Genomic DNA, 17,064 nt, shown 5'->3' with positions numbered 1-17,064 from the left:
ATTAACCCCAGAGTTTTTCCAGTTCATACAGGCGACGACTCTCTTCCTGCATCACATGGACAATCACATCGCCTAAATCGACAACAATCCAGTCGGCGGCGTTTTCGCCTTCCACACCGAGCGGCAGCATACCGGCGGCGCGGGATTGCTGGACTACATGATCGGCAATAGACATCACGTGGCGTGTGGAGGTGCCGGTGCAGATGATCATACAATCGGTGATGCTGGATTTGCCGTGAACGTCTAAGGCGATGATGTCCTGACCTTTCAGGTCATCAATTTTGTCGATTACAAAATCCTGGAGTGCTTTACCCTGCAAGTGTTCCCCCTGGGTGCGTGAAAATTAATAACGATAAACAGCCAGATAGTATACCCGAACTGAAGGTGATGTCGGGACAAATGTCACCAGACAGGTTTAAGGCGCGCTATCATCCCATTCATCGTCGGGGATTGCATCGCCATTTTTGTAAAACAATTTCTGTAAACCTACCGGGAAGCGCTGTCTGGCTGCGGAGAATAGCAGCCTGTCCCGGCGTGTCAATGGTCTGGGTGCGGCTGAGGAAAGAAAATAGAGTTATCCCGATGCTTTCTCGTAAATTGCACGACTATTAAGCACCTGGAGCGAGATAAAATCATCCCGTAAGTCAAACAAACTCCAGGCACCCTGGTCGATGGGAAAGTGCCACATTGCGGCGGCGGGAAGCCCGAGCAGCAATGCGGTCATCAGACTTAATACGCCCTGGTGGCTGACGACCAGAACGTGCTGGTGATGGTAATGTTCGCGAAGCAGCGCAAGACATTCCTGCACGCGACGAGAAAAAGCCTGAAACCCTTCGCCATTGGTTGGCGTGGCATGTTGCCAGTCGGCACACCATGCGGCGTAATTCTCGCTGTCTTCGATGGTCAGATCGCGATGATGGCGCATTTCCCAGTCGCCGAAAAACATTTCATTCAGCAGTGGCGTGGTGAGCATCGGCACGTCGCGCCCGGCGAGGACCAGTCTGGCAGTGTGCTGCGCACGCTCAAGCTCGCTGCATAAGGCTATGTCAAAAGGCACATGCCAGAGGAGCGAGGCGAGGGTTTCCGCCTGCTGGATGCCACGTGACGTCAGTGAGGTGGGGGCATGGCCGCTGTACACGCCGGCGACGTTGGCTTCCGTTTCACCATGTCGAACCAGCCACAGTTTCATCGTTACCCCGCCTGATACAGACCTTGCTGATGAATGTACTCGAGCACCGTGTCGGGCAGCAGATCATCGCAGGGTTCTCCGCGCTCCAGGCGTTCGCGGATGATAGTGGCCGAGATATCAAACCACGGCGTTTCCGCCAGATAGATTTTACCGGCAGGAAGCGAATGCAGATTCTCGACATCCCAGGTCAGATGGTTTTCCAGCCACCGCTGATGCTGCTCTTCCGCCATCTCTAACGGATAGCCGGGGCGGCGGGTGACAATCAGGTGCGCATTGTCGAGAATGGTGTCGTACTGATGCCAGGTCGGGAAGTTCAGCAGTGAATCCTGGCCGATGATAAACGCCAGCGGTTTTTGCGGCCCGACTTCCTCGCGCATCTCTTTTAACGTCAGTGCGGTCCAGGAGGGCGCATCGCGTTTCAGTTCGCGTTCATCAAGCACAAACAGGGGTTTATCGGCGATCGCCAGTTCGACCATCCGTTTGCGTTGCTCACTGTTTGCTTCCGGCTGCGGGCGATGCGGCGGCACGTTGTTGGGCATGATGATCACTTTTGACAGACCAATCTGGTTTGCCAGAATTTCGACGGGTTTCAGATGCCCGTAATGCACCGGATCAAAGGTGCCGCCATAAATTGCCTGCAACGATGTCATATCATCCATCAATAAATACGTCAGCCAGTGCCTTATGACAGAGTAGCAGAGAAAGGCTTTCCAGCTCAGCCCAGACAGACTGCCCGTAATCCTTTTTCAGCGTTAACTCGGTGCGGCTAAGCAGCGTCACGGCCTGCCGTAGCTGTGCCGCACTCAGGCGGTTCAGCGCGTCGGTGATAAGCGGTCGGCGATTCTGCCAGACGCGATGCTTGTCGAGAAGGGTACGCAGCGGCGTCTGCGCTGACTGGCGTTTGAGCGTGACCAGCATCAGCAATTCCCGCTGTAGTGTACGTAACAGGATCACCGGCTCGCTGCCTTCCAGACGCAACTGTTGAAGAATGTGCAGCGCCCGTTTGCTTTTGCCTGCGAGCAGCGCGTCAAGCCAGTGAAAGGGGGTGAAATGCGCGGCGTCGTTCACCGCTTTTTCAACGCGCGGCAGCGTTAGTTTGCCGTCCGGCCACAGCAGCGCCAGACGTTCCAGTGCCTGCGACAGCGCCAGCAGGTTGCCTTCGTAGCAGTAGCACAACAACTGGCTTGCGGCGTCATCAAGCTGCAGTTTGAGTTGACGGGCGCGCGCCGCCAGCCATTTCGGCAGTTGCGCCTGTTCCGGCGTCTGGCAGGTAATCAATACCGAACGGTTAGCCAGTTGCGTCACCCACGCGGCATTTTCCTGCGCTTTGGTGAACTTGTTACCGCGGCAAATCAGCAGCAGATCATCATGCAACAGGCTGATAAGCGTGGCGAGTTGTTCGTTAATGGCGGCGTTAGTGCCGTTTTCTGGCAGCAACAGGAGGATCGTTTGCCGGCTGGCGAACAGGCTCATCGCCTGGCAGAGCGAGAAAAGGGCATTCCAGTCGGTGCTGGCATCGATGCTGACGGTGTGGTGTTCTTCGAACCCCTGCGCCGCAGCCGCCTGGCGGACCGCGTCCTGACTTTCCTGTAGCAGCAGCGGATCGTTGCCCAGCAGCAGATACGCCGCGCGCAGCCCTTCAGTGAGCTGCGCGCGGAGTTGTTCCGGGTACAACCGAATCATCAGTTACCCAGCGTCGTGGAGACACGCGAGTCGGATGACGTTTCTTCGGTTGTCGTCACCGGCGTGGTGTCGTTTTGGGTTTCCTGAGCATCAGCAACCCGTACGCTTGGCAGCTTACGAATTAACTGCTCAGCGGCCTTGTCGTACATTTCCTGAATGATCAGAGCCTGTTCCGCGTCTTTTGCCAGCGCCGTTTGCGGGTTATCAAAGAAGGAACGATACACCTTCGTGTTGATCGGGTAGATGTCATGGCCCGGAATGAGCACGCTGGCGCTGACCGTCAGCACCATCTGATATTCCGCCGTACGACCATCCTGGAAAATCGACGCCGTATCTTTGCTGATGCTGGAACCGAGCAGACGCAGGGACGGGATGTCCTTGCGCAGGGTGCTGCCATCCACCAGTTCTACACCATTGAGACGCAACTGGTTACGCACCGAACGGCTTAACGGGCCATTAGGATCGCCAGACTGGAAAATCATGGTTTTCATCGTCTCCGGTACCTGCGTGGTGCTACGCAGGTGCCAGCCGCACCCGGCGGTGACCAGCACCGTCAGGGATAACAATAATGTTGCCAGATATCGCACGCTTCCTCCCGCGCTTAGCCAACGACCAGGTTGAGCAGTTTACCCGGTACGTAAATCACTTTACGCACGGTAACACCGTCAAGATATTTCGCGACCAGATGTTCCTGGCCCGCACGTTCACGGACCTGTTCTTCGGTTGCATCCACCGGAACGGTAATTTTACCACGAACTTTACCATTTACCTGGACCACCACCAGCGTGCTGTCTTCCACCATCGCTTTTTCGTCAGCGACCGGCCACGGCGCGTGGTCGATATCGCCTTCGCCACCCAGCTCCTGCCACAGCGTAAAGCTGACGTGCGGTGTGAACGGGTTGAGCATACGAACGACCGCCAGCAGCGCTTCACGGACCAGCGCGCGATCCTGTTCGCCTTCCTGCGGCGCCTTCGCCAGCTTGTTCATCAGCTCCATGATCGCCGCAATCGCGGTATTGAAGGTCTGACGACGACCGATATCATCAGTCACTTTAGCGATAGTTTTATGCACGTCGCGACGCAGCGCTTTTTGATCTTCCGTCAACGCGGCAACGTTCAGTGGCGCGACCGCGCCGAGCGCAGTGTGTTCGTAAACCAGTTTCCAGACGCGTTTCAGGAAGCGGTTTGCCCCTTCCACACCGGATTCCTGCCATTCCAGCGTCATATCCGCTGGCGAGGCGAACATCATGAACAGACGCACGGTATCGGCGCCGTAACGCTCAACCATCACCTGCGGGTCGATGCCGTTGTTTTTCGACTTCGACATTTTGCTCATGCCGGTATACACCAGCTCGTGGCCCGCGGCATCTTTCGCTTTCACGATGCGGCCTTTGTCGTCGCGTTCAACGACAGCGTCAACCGGAGAAACCCAGTTACGCTCGCCGCTTTCGCCGACGTAATAGAACGCGTCCGCCAGCACCATGCCCTGGCAGAGCAGTTGTTTCGCCGGTTCGTCAGAGTTCACCATGCCCGCATCGCGCATCAGCTTGTGGAAGAAGCGGAAATAGAGCAGGTGCATGATGGCGTGTTCGATACCACCGATGTAAATATCGACCGGCAGCCAGTAGTTAGCGGCATCGGAATCGAGCATCCCTTCGTTGTACTGCGGGCAGGTGTAGCGCGCGTAGTACCAGGACGACTCCATAAAGGTGTCGAAGGTGTCAGTTTCGCGCAGCGCAGGCTTGCCGTTAACGGTGGTTTTCGCCCACTGCGGATCCGCTTTGATCGGACTGGTAATGCCGTCCATCACCACGTCTTCAGGCAGGATCACTGGCAGCTGATCTTCCGGCGTTGGCATCACGGTGCCATCTTCCAGGGTGACCATCGGGATTGGCGCGCCCCAGTAACGCTGACGGGAAACGCCCCAGTCGCGCAGACGGAAGTTGACTTTGCGCTCGCCAACACCCATCGAAGCCAGTTTGTCGGCAATGGCGTTAAAACCGTCTTCATAAGACAGGCCGCTGAACTCGCCGGAGTTAAACAGTGTGCCCTTGTCGGTCAGCGCCTGTTCAGAGAGATCCGGTTCAGACCCGTCCGCCGCCAGAATGACCGGTTTGATGGATAAACCGTATTTGCTGGCAAATTCGTAATCGCGCTGATCATGGCCCGGAACGGCCATCACAGCGCCGGTGCCGTATTCCATCAGCACGAAGTTTGCAGCCCATACCGGGATGGCTTCGCCGGTCAGCGGATGAATCGCTCTGTACCCGGTGTCGATGCCTTTCTTCTCCATGGTCGCCATGTCGGCTTCGGCCACTTTGGTGTTACGGCATTCGTCGATAAACGCCGCCAGCTCAGGATTGTTCGCGGCGGCCTGCTGCGCCAGCGGGTGACCCGCAGCCACAGCCAGGTAGGTGCAACCCATGAAGGTGTCCGGACGAGTGGTGTAGACGGTCAGCTTGTCAGCATAACCGGTCACATCAAAGGAGATTTCAACCCCTTCAGAACGGCCGATCCAGTTGCGCTGCATGGTTTTAACGGTGTCTGGCCAGTGATCCAGGTTATCCAGATCGTTCAGCAGTTCGTCGGCGTAAGCGGTGATTTTGATGAACCACTGTGGGATCTCTTTACGTTCGACTTTGGTGTCGCAACGCCAGCAGCAGCCGTCGATAACCTGTTCGTTCGCCAGCACGGTCTGGTCGTTCGGACACCAGTTCACTGCAGAGGTTTTTTTGTAGACCAGGCCTTTTTTGTACAGCTCGGTGAAGAACTTCTGTTCCCAGCGGTAGTATTCCGGGGTGCAGGTTGCCAGCTCGCGGCTCCAGTCATAACCAAAGCCCAGCATTTTGAGCTGGTTTTTCATGTACGCGATGTTGTCGTAAGTCCACGGCGCCGGGGCGGTGTTGTTCTTCACCGCGGCACCTTCTGCCGGCAGACCGAATGCATCCCAGCCGATAGGCTGCAGGACGTTTTTACCCAGCATGCGCTGATAACGCGCGATCACATCACCGATGGTGTAGTTACGCACGTGGCCCATGTGTAGTCGACCAGAAGGATAGGGAAGCATCGACAGGCAATAATATTTTTCTTTGCTGTTGTCTTCAGTGACTTCAAATGTGCGCTTCTCATCCCAGTGTTGCTGGACTTTCGATTCTATCTCTTCCGGGCGGTATTGCTCTTGCATGGCAGCCAGTGGTCCTGTTTTCAATACAGCTACAAACGTAGCCAATGGATGTGTTATTTCAGATCCGCATAGCATAGCCCAAACGTCCACGGCAAAACAGCCTTTCACACATTAAGCGCTGGCGTTTATTTACCAGGTCTGTGGCCCGCCTGACACAGCACTGAACAAATAAGGTCTATCATTAGAGAGAGTTAACGACCCAGGAGACGAAACAATGAACAAGGTTGCTCAATATTATCGCGAACTGGTCACGTCGCTGACCGAGCGTTTACGCAACGGAGAGCGCGATATCGACGCGCTGGTGGAACATGCGCGCGAACGGGTCAGTCAAACCGGGGAGTTAACGCGTACCGAAGTTGAAGAGGTGACGCGTGCCGTGCGCCGTGACCTTGAAGAGTTCGCCCGCAGCTATGAAGAGAGCCAGGACGAACTTAATGACAGCGTGTTTATGCGGGTCATCAAAGAGAGTCTCTGGCAGGAGCTGGCGGACATCACCGACAAAACGCAGCTTGAATGGCGCGAGGTGTTTCAGGATCTCAACCATCACGGCGTCTACCACAGCGGCGAAGTCGTTGGACTCGGAAATCTGGTGTGTGAAAAGTGCCATTACCATCTGGCGATTTACACCCCGGACGTGCTGCCGCTGTGCCCGAAATGCGGGCATGATCAGTTCCAGCGCCGTCCGTTCGAACCTTAACGGTAAAATGCCAGTCGTTCGGCCAGCAGATCCACAAACGCCTGACGGTCGATATCGGTAATCACTGTGGCGTTGGGGCGGTTTTGGGTGAGGAAGAAGTAATCCACCACTGTCATGCCCTGGGTATATTTTCCCTGGGTTTCAACGCCGACCCAGCGGTCCACCGTGGTGAATATCTCTGGCTTCAGCAACCAGGCGATGGTGCACGGGTCGTGTAGCGGCGCGCCAGTGAATCCCCATTTTTCTTGCTTGTGATACTCCATAAAGAAATCCAGCAGCTCAGCGACAATGGTCGACACCTCGTTGCCGATGGCGCGGAAACGCTCGATATCTTCCCGGCGGATCTGTGCTTTGTGCGTGACGTCAAGACCCGCCATAACGACCGGGATCCCCGACTGAAAGACGATCTCCGCCGCTTCCGGATCGACGAAAATATTGAACTCCGCCGCCGGTGTCCAGTTACCCAGCGCCATCGCGCCGCCCATGATCACGATGCGAGCGATGTTGTGATGCAGCTCAGGATGGCTGTTCAACAGCAGCGCGACGTTGGTCAGCGGGCCAGTCGCCACGATCGTGACCGGCGCCGGGCTGTCGCGCAGCACCTTCGCCATCAGCTCAACCGCAGTCCCTTTCTGCACGGCGAAGCCTGGCTCCGGCAGCGTCGGGCCATCGAGACCGCTTTCGCCGTGCACGTTGTCAGCAATAATCAACTCACGCATCAGCGGCTTTACTGCACCTCCGGCTACCGGAATATCGTGGCGTTTTAGCAGCGTCAGCATCCGCAACACGTTGCGCAGGGTTTTATCGGGCGTCTGGTTACCGGCGGATGAGGTAATGGCTTTGACGTCAAGCTCTGGCGAGGCGAGGGCGAGCACCATGGCGATCGCGTCGTCATGCCCTGGATCGCAATCAAGAATAATGGGCAGTGGCATAGCGGCTCCTTGTAGGGGGAATTTGTGACAAGGGTAACGCCAGCAAGTATGACAGACGAGAAAACAGAACGGAAAGCGTGAAGTGGCGCGCACTCTGGAGGGTGCGCGCCGACAGGTTTAGTTAGTGCAGGATTTTGGCGAGGAAGTCTTTCGCGCGATCAGATTTTGGATTAGCGAAGAAGGCTTCTTTTTCGGAGTCTTCCACGATCTTGCCTTCATCCATAAAGATGACGCGGTTTGCCACTTTACGGGCGAAGCCCATTTCGTGCGTGACCACCATCATCGTCATCCCTTCCTGTGCCAGCTCGACCATAACGTCCAGCACTTCGTTGATCATTTCCGGGTCGAGTGCGGAGGTCGGTTCGTCAAACAGCATGGCGACCGGATCCATGCACAGCGCACGGGCAATCGCCACACGCTGCTGCTGACCGCCCGAAAGCTGTGCCGGATATTTATTCGCATGCGCCGACAGGCCCACGCGCTCCAGCAGTTTCAGCCCTTTCTCACGAGCCGAGGCTTTGTTGCGTTTCAACACTTTTACCTGCGCCAGCGTCAGGTTTTCAATGATCGACAGGTGCGGGAACAGCTCGAAGTGCTGAAAAACCATCCCGACATGGGAACGCAGATCCGCCAGGTTGGTTTTCTTGTCATTCACTTTGGTGCCGTTGACGACGATTTCACCTTTCTGCACCGGCTCGAGACCGTTGACGGTTTTAATCAGGGTTGATTTCCCGGAGCCGGAAGGCCCGCAAACTACCACCACTTCACCTTTTTTGACTTCCGTGGAGCAGTCGGTCAGCACCTGAAAGTGACCATACCATTTAGAAACATTTTTCAGGGTAATCATTACACTGTCCTTTTCTTCAACCAGCTGACCAACAGCGATGCGCTTAAACTAATGGCAAAGTACACGACGCCTGCAAAGAGGATCATTTCGACCTGTGTGCCGTCACGTTCGCCAATGGTGGAGGCGGTACGGAAAAAGTCCGCCAGGCTCAATACATAAACCAGTGAGGTATCCTGGAACAGGACGATGCCCTGCGTGAGCAGTAGCGGCACCATCGCGCGGAACGCCTGCGGCAGAATAATGAGCTTCATTGACTGCCAGTGGGTCATCCCCAGCGCCAGCGCCGCGCTCGACTGCCCGCGGGAGATGCTCTGGATCCCCGCACGGATGATTTCAGAGTAGTAAGCGGCTTCGAACATCGAAAACGCCACCATTGCGGAAATCAGGCGGATATCGGTTTTCGGCGACAGGCCGAGCACGTTTTGCAGGAAACCCGGCACAATCAGGTAAAACCACAGCAGTACCATCACCAGAGGTACGGAGCGGAATATGTTAACGTACGCTTTGGCAAACCACGCCAGCGGCAGGAAGCTCGACAGTCGCATAACCGCCAGCAGCGTGCCCCAGACGATACCGATGATCACCGCAGTCACGGTGATTTTCAGGGTGATCACCAGCCCTGCCAGCAGGTACGGCAAAGAGGGAACAATGGAACTCCAGTCAAACTCGTACATTATTTGCCTCCCAGATTGCCAGGCAGGCGAACTTTACGTTCAACCAGATTCATCACCAGCATAATCACAGTGTTAATGAGTACATAGGCCAGCGTAATGGCGGTAAATGACTCCCAGGCGTGCGCGGAGTAGTCCAGCAATTTGCCCGCCTGCGCCGCCATATCCACCAGACCAATCGTTGAGGCGATGGCGGAGTTCTTCACCAGATTCATCATCTCGGACGTCATGGGCGGCACAATCACGCGATAGGCGTTTGGCAACAGCACATAACGGTAGGTTTGCGGCAGGGTCAGCCCCATCGCCAGCCCGGCATTTTTTTGCCCGCGCGGCAGCGACTGAATCGCGGCGCGCACCTGTTCACACACGCGGGCGGCGGTAAACAGCCCCAGGCAGAACAGTGAAGAGAGGAAGAACTGAATGTTCGGATCCAGCTCGGCTTTAAACCACATGCCGAGGTTTTCCGGCAATAGCTCCGGTACCACCAGATACCAGGTAAAAAACTGCACAATCAGCGGAACGTTACGGAAAAGCTCAACATACAGCGTGCCGATACCGGAGAGAAAACGGTTGGGGACGGTACGCAGAATGCCAAAAAGAGAGCCTACGAGGAAAGCGATAATCCAGGCGGAAACCGACAGGGCGACGGTAACCTGAAAGCCACTCCACAGCCAGCCCAGATAGGTGGTGTTGCCGAACGGGGCTTGTTGCAGGAAGATGCCCCAGTTCCAGTCTATTGACATAAATCGACTCCAGAAAAAAAAGGGTAGCAGCGCTACCCTCGAAGATTGGTGAGAAGCTCATTTTTCGCGCTGAGTGGGGAACGACCGCTCAACGTATAGTCTGTCCATGCTTCCCGACAATCGAGAGGGCAGGAGATCCCGCCCCTGTAGTTCTAATTAGTTAAGAGCCTTGTCATTTGGTGATTTGAACAGCGCTTTCATGTCGTCCGACAATTCAAAGTTCATGTTCAGGTTTTTCGGTGGGATGGGGTTTTTGAACCACTTTTCAAACCACTTCGCGGCTTCACCCGAGGTCTGGGCCTTAGCGATGGTGTCATCCATCAGCTTTTTGAAAGCGACGTCGTCTTTACGCAGCATGCAGCCGTAAGCTTCTTTGGACTGCGGCGTGCCGACGATTTCCCAGTTGTCCGGTTTCTTCGCTTTTGCACGTTCGCCGGCTAGCAGCGCGTCATCCATCATAAATGCCACCGCGCGACCACTTTCCAGCGTACGGAAGGAGTCACCGTGATCTTTAGCGCTGATGATGCGCATATTCATTTTTTTCTCATCGTTCAGTTTGTGCAGCAGAATTTCAGAGGTGGTACCGGAGGTCACAACCACCGTTTTGCCTTTCAGATCCGAGAAGTCTTTGATCGGACCGCCTTTCTTCACCAGCAGACGGGTGCCGACGACGAAGAAAGTATTAGAGAACGCAGCCTGCTTCTGACGTTCCAGGTTGTTGGTCGTGGAACCACACTCGAAGTCAAACGTGCCGTTCTGTAACAACGGGATACGGTTCTGAGAGGTGATAGGGATGAGTTTCACCTGCAGGTCAGGTTTATTGAGCTGTTTTTTAACCGCGTCAACGATGGCGTTGGAGTAATCCTGCGCGTAACCCACCACTTTTTGCTGGTTGTCGTAGTAAGAGAATGGAACGGAAGATTCACGGTGCCCGACGACAATTACGCCGTTTTTAGCGATTTTGTCCAGGGTGCTGCCCGCAGCAGGTGCGTCTTCTGCATGAGCCAGACCGGCAGTCAGGCCCAGTGCCAGCATTGCTGTGGTCAGTTTACGTAATTGCATATCCAACTCCTTTATCGTCAGCGCCAGAGACGCTATTGATACCCATTGTGATGTTGTTATGGTCTGCCGCTTAAATGTGCAGTGTTATGCCTGTTTGTTAGCATTTAGTTTGGCTTATTGTAAAGATAATGATGCTTTTTTGTTTATTTTTGCGAGGCGCACCGCACCATTCTGAAGCAAAAATCGCCGATTGCACCAGGCTGGTGCTACCGCTGAACTGCGCTGGTGCAACCAGGTTGCACAATAAGCCAAAAGCGGAATTCCTGATTTAACAAAGCAATAGACGTGCCAGAAATGGCAAAAGGAAGGGGGATTTCTCCTCTCCCGTTAAGAGAGAGGAGTGGGGAGAAGGCTTATTTACGACGCTGACGCAGGCTGACCAGTAGTGCGCCAAAGCCGAACAACGCGCTCAGGATCCACAGCGGCCAGTTGCCGGTACGGGCATAAGGCGTCATACCGCGCGTCGGCGTGACGGTAGTGGTCAGTACGTCGCGGGTAAATTGCGGGATAATGGCCTGGACATCGCCGCGCGGGTCAATCACGGCGGTGACGCCATTGTTGGTGCTGCGCAACAGCGGACGTGCCAGCTCCAGCGCGCGCATGCGCGCCATCTGGAAATGCTGCCACGGGCCGATGGATTTTCCAAACCAGGCATCGTTTGAGAGCGTCAGCAGAAAATCGGTGTCCGGGCGGAAATTATCGCGCACCTGCTCGCCAAGGATGATTTCATAGCAAATGGCCGCCGTCAGTTTCAGGTTGTGCGCGCTGAGCTGAGGCTGAACGTACGCGCCGCGGCTGAATGAGGACATCGGTAGATCAAAGAACGGCGCCAGCGGGCGGAGGATCGTTTCCAGCGGCACAAACTCACCAAACGGCACCAGATGGTTTTTGTTGTAACGATCGGCCGAGTTGTAGCTGTACGGATTATCCTTGCCCAGGGTGATGATGGTGTTGTAGGTGTCGTAGCGATTTTTCTGATTCAGACGCGAATCGACAATCCCGGTAATCAGCGAGCTGTTTTTGGCGCGCAGCATATCATCCATCATGCTCAGCAAACGCTGCTGATTGATTTCGAGGTCCGGGATCGCGGACTCCGGCCAGATAATCAGCTGTGATTTGCCCATCACTTTCTGCGTGGCGTCGAGATAAATTTTCAGCGTGTTAATCAGCTGGTCTTCGTCCCACTTCAGCGCTTGCGGAATATTGCCCTGCACCAGCGACACCTGGGTGGCGCGCTCAGGCAGCAACTGATACCACTGGATGTAGCGCAGCGGGAAGGGGAGCGCAAACAGGACAAGCGCCACCACCAGCGGACGCCAGCTGCGGCGAACGATGGCGAGGGCCAGCAGGCCGCTGACCGTCATCAGCAGGAAGTTAATGGCTTCCACCCCCATCACCGGCGCCAGCCCTTTCAGCGGGCCGTCAATCTGGCTGTAGCCAAACTGCAACCACGGGAAACCGGTCAGCACCCAACCGCGCAGAAATTCGGTTATCTGCCAGACTACCGGCGCGGCAATCGCCACGCGTAGCCAGCTGGTTTGCGGCCACAGGCGGGAGAGGATACCCGCGAACAGCCCGGTGTAGAGCGATAAATACGCCGCCAGCAATACCACGAGGAAAACGTTAACCGGGCCGGGCATCCCGCCAAACTGGGCGATACTGACGTAAACCCAGTGAACACCGCTGCCAAACAGCCCCATGCCCCAGGCATAGCCAATCCATGCGCTTTGCAGTGGACGGCGGTTGAGGGTGAGCGCCTGCAGTCCAGACAGCGAAACCAGTGCCGCGGGCCAGAAGTCATAAGGAGAAAAAGCCAGCGTTCCGCTGGCCCCGAAGAGTAACGCCAGCAACAAGCGCACGCGCTGGCGTTCAAGAAGAGAGGCAAATGCCATGTAAATATGTCGTCCTGTTAATTTAGTCTTCCAGGTTCGGTTGTGGAGCGTCGTCCGGAAGTTTGACATGAACCTGAATGATACGTCGGCTGTCGGCCATGGCGACCTTAAACTGGTAACCATCAATGTCAATGGTTTCCCCACGCGCCGGGAGATGACCAAAGGCCTGCATCACCAGCCCGCCGATGGTATCCACTTCCTCATCGCTGAAATGGGTATCAAAGGTGTCATTGAAATCTTCAATGGAAGCCAGCGCGCGCACCGTCCAGGTGTGGCGGCTTAGCTGACGAAAATCGATATCTTCTTCTTCGTCGTATTCGTCTTCAATTTCACCGACGATCAGTTCAAGGATGTCTTCAATGGTCACCAGACCCGAGACGCCGCCAAATTCGTCAATGACGATCGCCATGTGATAACGCTGCGAACGGAACTCTTTGAGCATGCGGTCGACCCGCTTACTTTCAGGTACGACAACCGCCGGGCGTAACACTTTGTCCATGCTGAAGGCTTCGGCATCGCTGCGCATAAACGGCAGCAGATCTTTGGCCATCAGAATCCCTTCAATGTGATCTTTGTCTTCGCTGATGACCGGGAAGCGCGAGTGGGCGGATTCGATGATCACATCGAGGCATTCGTCCAGCGTCTGGTTGCGTTTCAGGGTAATCATTTGCGAGCGGGGGATCATGATGTCGCGGACGCGCTGGTCGGCGATATCCATTACCCCTTCGAGCATATCGCGCGTATCTTCGTCGATAAGGTCGTTCTGCCCGGAATCACGGATCAGCGCCAGCAACTCATCACGGTTTTTCGGTTCACCGTGGAAAAGCTGGCTCAGTAACAGGGAGAAAAATCCCTTCTTGCTGTTAATGGTGTCACTACTGTGTGAATTGTCGTCGCTCATGGCGTCGTGTGGGGTCTCATGTTAATGAAAAATTCGCCGTCTCGCGTAAACTCAGCGCAGACGGCATGACTGACTATTCTTTCTCGGCAATGTACGGATCATCATAGTTCAGAGCAAGCATTATCTCTGTTTCCAGACTTTCCATCTCTTCCGCTTCGTCGTCTTCAATATGGTCGTAGCCGAGCAGGTGCAGACTGCCATGAACGACCATATGCGCCCAGTGCGCTTCCAGCGGTTTTCCCTGTTCTTCGGCCTCACGCTCAACCACCTGACGGCAGATGATGAGATCGCCGAGCAACGGCATGTCGATGCCCGGCGGCGCTTCAAACGGGAACGAAAGTACGTTAGTGGATTTGTCTTTGCTGCGGTAGGTCAGGTTTAAATCGTGGCTTTCGGCTTCATCAACCAGACGAATCGTCACTTCTGATTCTTCCTGAAATTGCGGAATAACAGCATCCAGCCAGGTCTGAAAACGTGCTTCGTCCGGCAAACCGGTGGTGTTTTCGCAGGCCAACTGTAAATCGAGGATCACCTGACTCATTTCTGCTCCTGCGCCAACTGGGCTTCGCGTTTACGCTCGGCAGCCAGTTCAGCTTTACGTTTTTGTTCCGCCTCTTCCCAGGCTTCATAGGCATTAACGATACGTGCGACGACCGGGTGACGAACCACGTCTTCGCTGTGGAAGAAGTTAAAGCTGATCTCATCCACTTCGGCCAGCACTTCAATCGCGTGGCGCAGGCCGGATTTGGTGTTGCGCGGCAGGTCAATCTGCGTTACGTCACCGGTGATCACCGCTTTCGAGTTAAAACCGATACGGGTCAGGAACATTTTCATCTGTTCGATGGTGGTGTTCTGGCTCTCATCAAGAATGATGAACGCATCATTCAGCGTACGACCGCGCATATAAGCCAGCGGCGCAACTTCAATGACGTTACGCTCAATCAGCTTTTCGACTTTTTCAAAGCCCAGCATTTCGAACAGGGCGTCGTACAGCGGGCGCAAATACGGGTCAACCTTCTGGCTCAGATCGCCTGGCAGAAAGCCCAGCTTTTCACCGGCTTCCACCGCCGGGCGGGTGAGCAGAATACGGCGAATTTCCTGACGTTCAAGCGCATCCACCGCCGCGGCGACCGCCAGATACGTTTTACCGGTACCTGCCGGGCCGACGCCGAAGGTGATGTCATGATCAAGAATATTGGCGATGTACTGCGCCTGATTCGGCGTACGCGGTTTGATGACGCCGCGTTTAGTCTTGATGTTGATGGCTTTGCCGTAATCCGGCACGCTTTCCGCGCTCTGTTCCAGCACTCGCGCTTCTTTGATCGCGAGATGGATTTGCTCGGGTTCAATGTCCTTAACCTGACCGCGCATCGGGGCGGTATCGACATACAGGGTACGCAGGATATCTGCGGCGGCGTTGACGCAGATGGCGCGTCCGGTGAGCTTGAAGTGGTTATCGCGGCGGCTGATCTCTATGCCAAGACGTCGCTCCAGGTGTTTGATGTTGTCATCAAACGGGCCGCACAGGCCCAGCAGGCGTTCGTTGTCTGCTGGCTCCAGGGTAATTTCTCGGGTTTCTATGTTCAAACTGTTCCTCTTTTACAGTATTGCCGGACGCGTTTCGCTTCTCCGGCCTGGGGCGGCGAGCCTCTTAAGGGAATTATTCACGGTGCTTGAAAAAGGCGCAAGCGACACACTGTAGATGTGGTCGGGCAGGGGAAAATGCAAGGGCCTGCCCGAGCGGGCAGGCCGCCGGGATCAGGGCTGATAGATCCCCACGCCGATGTCATTCTCTTTACGGGTACGGGCGATGACGGATTCCGGGGATTCCACCACGCGCAGGCCCATCTCGTCCTCAGTGCGCACCAGTTTGCCGCGCAGCGAGTTCGGGTAAACGTCGACGATTTCCACATCCACAAATTTGCCGATCATCTCCGGGGAGCCTTCAAAGTTCACCACGCGGTTATTTTCAGTACGGCCTGAGAGCTCCATGATGCTCTTACGTGACGTGCCTTCGACCAGAATACGCTGGGTGGTGCCGAGCATACGGCGGCTCCAGGCCATAGCCTGCTGGTTGATGCGCTCCTGCAGAATGTACAGACGCTGCTTTTTTTCTTCTTCCGGGACATCGTCCACCATATCGGCGGCCGGTGTGCCAGGACGGGCAGAGAAAATAAAGCTGTAGCTCATATCGAAATTCACATCAGCGATAAGCTTCATGGTTTTCTCGAAGTCTTCGGTGCTTTCGCCCGGGAAACCGACGATAAAATCAGAGCTAATCTGGATGTCCGGGCGCGCTTCGCGTAGCTTACGGATGATCGCTTTATACTCCAGCGCCGTGTGGGTGCGGCTCATCAGGTTAAGGATGCGATCGGACCCGCTTTGCACTGGCAGATGCAGGAAACTCACCAGCTCCGGCGTGTCGCGATACACGTCAATGATGTCATCGGTAAATTCGATCGGATGGCTGGTGGTGAAGCGAATTCGGTCAATACCGTCGATCGCCGCCACCAGCCGCAGCAGTTCGGCAAAGGTACCGGTGGTGCCGTCGTAGTTTTCACCGCGCCAGGCGTTCACGTTCTGGCCGAGCAGGTTCACTTCACGCACGCCCTGCGCCGCCAGTTGGGCAATCTCAAACAGGATATCGTCACACGGACGGCTGACCTCTTCACCTCGGGTGTACGGTACTACGCAGTAAGTGCAGTACTTGTTGCAGCCTTCCATGATGGAGACAAACGCGGTCGGGCCATCAGCGCGCGGTTCCGGCAGACGGTCAAACTTCTCGATTTCCGGGAAGCTGATATCCACCACCGGGCTGCGGGTGCCACGCACGGAGTTGATCATCTCCGGCAGACGATGCAGTGTTTGTGGGCCAAAAATAATATCGACGTAGTGCGCGCGCTGGCGAATGTGATCGCCTTCTTGCGAGGCCACGCAGCCACCGACGCCGATAATCAAATCGGGGTTCTTTTCCTTAAGCAGCTTCCAGCGACCTAACTGATGGAAGACTTTTTCCTGTGCCTTCTCGCGGATTGAGCAGGTATTAAGCAGCAGCACATCCGCTTCTTCCGCCACGTCGGTCAGTTGATACCCGTGAGTGGCATCCAGCAGATCGGCCATCTTGGATGAATCGTATTCGTTCATCTGACAGCCCCAGGTTTTAATATGGAGTTTTTTCGTCATCGACTTGCTCATGCTCAGTGTAAAGCCAGGATTGCAGGGCGCGTATTGTAATGCTTTGCCGTCGTTGTGACCAGCCTGGC

17 protein-coding genes are annotated in these 17,064 nt (G+C 55.4%); 1 reads left to right on the top strand and 16 read right to left on the bottom strand.

Annotated features, from left to right (window positions below):
* Window position 1: 1 nt before the first annotated feature.
* The 6 genes from rsfS to leuS form a co-directional block, all read right to left on the bottom strand.
* A complete protein-coding gene (gene rsfS / locus QMG90_RS15105) occupies window positions 2-319 on the bottom strand; it encodes a ribosome silencing factor (protein ID WP_283280442.1) in 318 nt (105 codons plus the stop codon).
* A 255-nt stretch (window positions 320-574) separates the two neighbouring features.
* The gene (locus QMG90_RS15100; protein ID WP_283280440.1) at window positions 575-1,189 is read right to left on the bottom strand and encodes an adenosylcobalamin/alpha-ribazole phosphatase; all 615 of its coding nucleotides are present in this window, start codon (window positions 1,187-1,189) and stop codon (window positions 575-577) included.
* A gap of 2 nt (window positions 1,190-1,191) precedes the next feature.
* Window positions 1,192-1,848 carry a nicotinate-nucleotide adenylyltransferase gene (gene nadD / locus QMG90_RS15095; RefSeq protein WP_283280438.1) on the bottom strand — a complete coding sequence of 219 codons (657 nt, stop codon included), beginning with the start codon at window positions 1,846-1,848 and terminating at the stop codon, window positions 1,192-1,194.
* Entirely contained in the window at window positions 1,841-2,872 is a 1,032-nt protein-coding gene (gene holA, locus QMG90_RS15090; RefSeq protein WP_283280437.1) for a DNA polymerase III subunit delta, read from the bottom strand. Before holA ends, nadD begins: the two co-directional genes overlap by 8 nt.
* Window positions 2,872-3,459 carry an LPS assembly lipoprotein LptE gene (gene lptE, locus QMG90_RS15085; protein ID WP_283280436.1) on the bottom strand — a complete coding sequence of 196 codons (588 nt, stop codon included), beginning with the start codon at window positions 3,457-3,459 and terminating at the stop codon, window positions 2,872-2,874. The genes holA and lptE overlap by 1 nt, the downstream gene beginning before the upstream one ends.
* A 14-nt stretch (window positions 3,460-3,473) precedes the next feature.
* Window positions 3,474-6,056, bottom strand: a complete 2,583-nt coding sequence (leuS, locus tag QMG90_RS15080; RefSeq protein WP_283280435.1) for a leucine--tRNA ligase — start codon at window positions 6,054-6,056, stop codon at window positions 3,474-3,476.
* Between the two features lie 214 nt (window positions 6,057-6,270).
* Between leuS and QMG90_RS15075 the strand changes: the two genes are divergently transcribed.
* Window positions 6,271-6,753 carry a zinc ribbon-containing protein gene (locus QMG90_RS15075; protein WP_283280434.1) on the top strand — a complete coding sequence of 161 codons (483 nt, stop codon included), beginning with the start codon at window positions 6,271-6,273 and terminating at the stop codon, window positions 6,751-6,753.
* Here the strand turns inward: QMG90_RS15075 and rihA are convergent.
* The 10 genes from rihA to miaB form a co-directional block, all read right to left on the bottom strand.
* Window positions 6,750-7,685 carry a pyrimidine-specific ribonucleoside hydrolase RihA gene (rihA, locus tag QMG90_RS15070; RefSeq protein ID WP_283280433.1) on the bottom strand — a complete coding sequence of 312 codons (936 nt, stop codon included), beginning with the start codon at window positions 7,683-7,685 and terminating at the stop codon, window positions 6,750-6,752. The two genes, QMG90_RS15075 and rihA, sit on opposite strands and share 4 nt — an antisense overlap.
* 121 nt (window positions 7,686-7,806) lie before the next feature.
* A complete protein-coding gene (locus QMG90_RS15065; protein WP_283280432.1) occupies window positions 7,807-8,532 on the bottom strand; it encodes an amino acid ABC transporter ATP-binding protein in 726 nt (241 codons plus the stop codon).
* Complete coding sequence (gene gltK / locus QMG90_RS15060) at window positions 8,532-9,206, bottom strand: glutamate/aspartate ABC transporter permease GltK (protein WP_283280431.1); 675 nt, start codon at window positions 9,204-9,206, stop codon at window positions 8,532-8,534. Before gltK ends, QMG90_RS15065 begins: the two co-directional genes overlap by 1 nt.
* Window positions 9,206-9,946, bottom strand: a complete 741-nt coding sequence (locus tag QMG90_RS15055; protein ID WP_283280430.1) for an amino acid ABC transporter permease — start codon at window positions 9,944-9,946, stop codon at window positions 9,206-9,208. The genes gltK and QMG90_RS15055 overlap by 1 nt, the downstream gene beginning before the upstream one ends.
* Window positions 9,947-10,102: 156 nt before the next feature.
* Window positions 10,103-11,008 carry an amino acid ABC transporter substrate-binding protein gene (locus QMG90_RS15050; RefSeq protein ID WP_283280428.1) on the bottom strand — a complete coding sequence of 302 codons (906 nt, stop codon included), beginning with the start codon at window positions 11,006-11,008 and terminating at the stop codon, window positions 10,103-10,105.
* Window positions 11,009-11,361: 353 nt separating this feature from the next.
* Window positions 11,362-12,900 carry an apolipoprotein N-acyltransferase gene (gene lnt, locus QMG90_RS15045; protein WP_283280426.1) on the bottom strand — a complete coding sequence of 513 codons (1,539 nt, stop codon included), beginning with the start codon at window positions 12,898-12,900 and terminating at the stop codon, window positions 11,362-11,364.
* 22 nt (window positions 12,901-12,922) lie between these two features.
* On the bottom strand, window positions 12,923-13,801 hold the full coding sequence (gene corC, locus QMG90_RS15040; protein WP_054179892.1) for a CNNM family magnesium/cobalt transport protein CorC: 879 nt from the start codon (window positions 13,799-13,801) through the stop codon (window positions 12,923-12,925).
* Between the two features lie 73 nt (window positions 13,802-13,874).
* Window positions 13,875-14,342 (bottom strand): rRNA maturation RNase YbeY, encoded by a 468-nt coding sequence (gene ybeY, locus QMG90_RS15035; protein WP_283280425.1) that lies wholly within the window; start codon window positions 14,340-14,342, stop codon window positions 13,875-13,877.
* Entirely contained in the window at window positions 14,339-15,388 is a 1,050-nt protein-coding gene (locus QMG90_RS15030; RefSeq protein ID WP_283280424.1) for a PhoH family protein, read from the bottom strand. The genes ybeY and QMG90_RS15030 overlap by 4 nt, the downstream gene beginning before the upstream one ends.
* A 171-nt stretch (window positions 15,389-15,559) precedes the next feature.
* Window positions 15,560-16,984, bottom strand: a complete 1,425-nt coding sequence (gene miaB / locus QMG90_RS15025) for a tRNA (N6-isopentenyl adenosine(37)-C2)-methylthiotransferase MiaB (protein ID WP_283280423.1) — start codon at window positions 16,982-16,984, stop codon at window positions 15,560-15,562.
* Window positions 16,985-17,064: the final 80 nt, after the last annotated feature.

It is taken from the genome of Trabulsiella odontotermitis, from assembly GCF_030053895.1.
GTDB classification, from domain to species: domain Bacteria; phylum Pseudomonadota; class Gammaproteobacteria; order Enterobacterales; family Enterobacteriaceae; genus Trabulsiella; species Trabulsiella odontotermitis_C.
Note: the sequence above shows the minus strand (reverse complement) of the source record. Positions and strands in the feature narration are given on the sequence as shown.

What these genes read in the sequence shown, in the direction of transcription:
- QMG90_RS15055 (WP_283280430.1), bottom strand. Translation starts at nt 9,946, where the DNA reads ATGTCAATAGACTGGAACTGGGGCATCTTCCTGCAACAAGCCCCGTTC.
- QMG90_RS15100 (WP_283280440.1), bottom strand. Translation starts at nt 1,189, where the DNA reads ATGAAACTGTGGCTGGTTCGACATGGTGAAACGGAAGCCAACGTCGCC.
- rihA (WP_283280433.1), bottom strand. Translation starts at nt 7,685, where the DNA reads ATGCCACTGCCCATTATTCTTGATTGCGATCCAGGGCATGACGACGCG.
- gltK (WP_283280431.1), bottom strand. Translation starts at nt 9,206, where the DNA reads ATGTACGAGTTTGACTGGAGTTCCATTGTTCCCTCTTTGCCGTACCTG.
- corC (WP_054179892.1), bottom strand. Translation starts at nt 13,801, where the DNA reads ATGAGCGACGACAATTCACACAGTAGTGACACCATTAACAGCAAGAAG.
- QMG90_RS15050 (WP_283280428.1), bottom strand. Translation starts at nt 11,008, where the DNA reads ATGCAATTACGTAAACTGACCACAGCAATGCTGGCACTGGGCCTGACT.
- ybeY (WP_283280425.1), bottom strand. Translation starts at nt 14,342, where the DNA reads ATGAGTCAGGTGATCCTCGATTTACAGTTGGCCTGCGAAAACACCACC.
- QMG90_RS15065 (WP_283280432.1), bottom strand. Translation starts at nt 8,532, where the DNA reads ATGATTACCCTGAAAAATGTTTCTAAATGGTATGGTCACTTTCAGGTG.
- QMG90_RS15075 (WP_283280434.1), top strand. Translation starts at nt 6,271, where the DNA reads ATGAACAAGGTTGCTCAATATTATCGCGAACTGGTCACGTCGCTGACC.
- miaB (WP_283280423.1), bottom strand. Translation starts at nt 16,984, where the DNA reads ATGACGAAAAAACTCCATATTAAAACCTGGGGCTGTCAGATGAACGAA.
- lnt (WP_283280426.1), bottom strand. Translation starts at nt 12,900, where the DNA reads ATGGCATTTGCCTCTCTTCTTGAACGCCAGCGCGTGCGCTTGTTGCTG.
- leuS (WP_283280435.1), bottom strand. Translation starts at nt 6,056, where the DNA reads ATGCAAGAGCAATACCGCCCGGAAGAGATAGAATCGAAAGTCCAGCAA.
- nadD (WP_283280438.1), bottom strand. Translation starts at nt 1,848, where the DNA reads ATGGATGATATGACATCGTTGCAGGCAATTTATGGCGGCACCTTTGAT.
- holA (WP_283280437.1), bottom strand. Translation starts at nt 2,872, where the DNA reads ATGATTCGGTTGTACCCGGAACAACTCCGCGCGCAGCTCACTGAAGGG.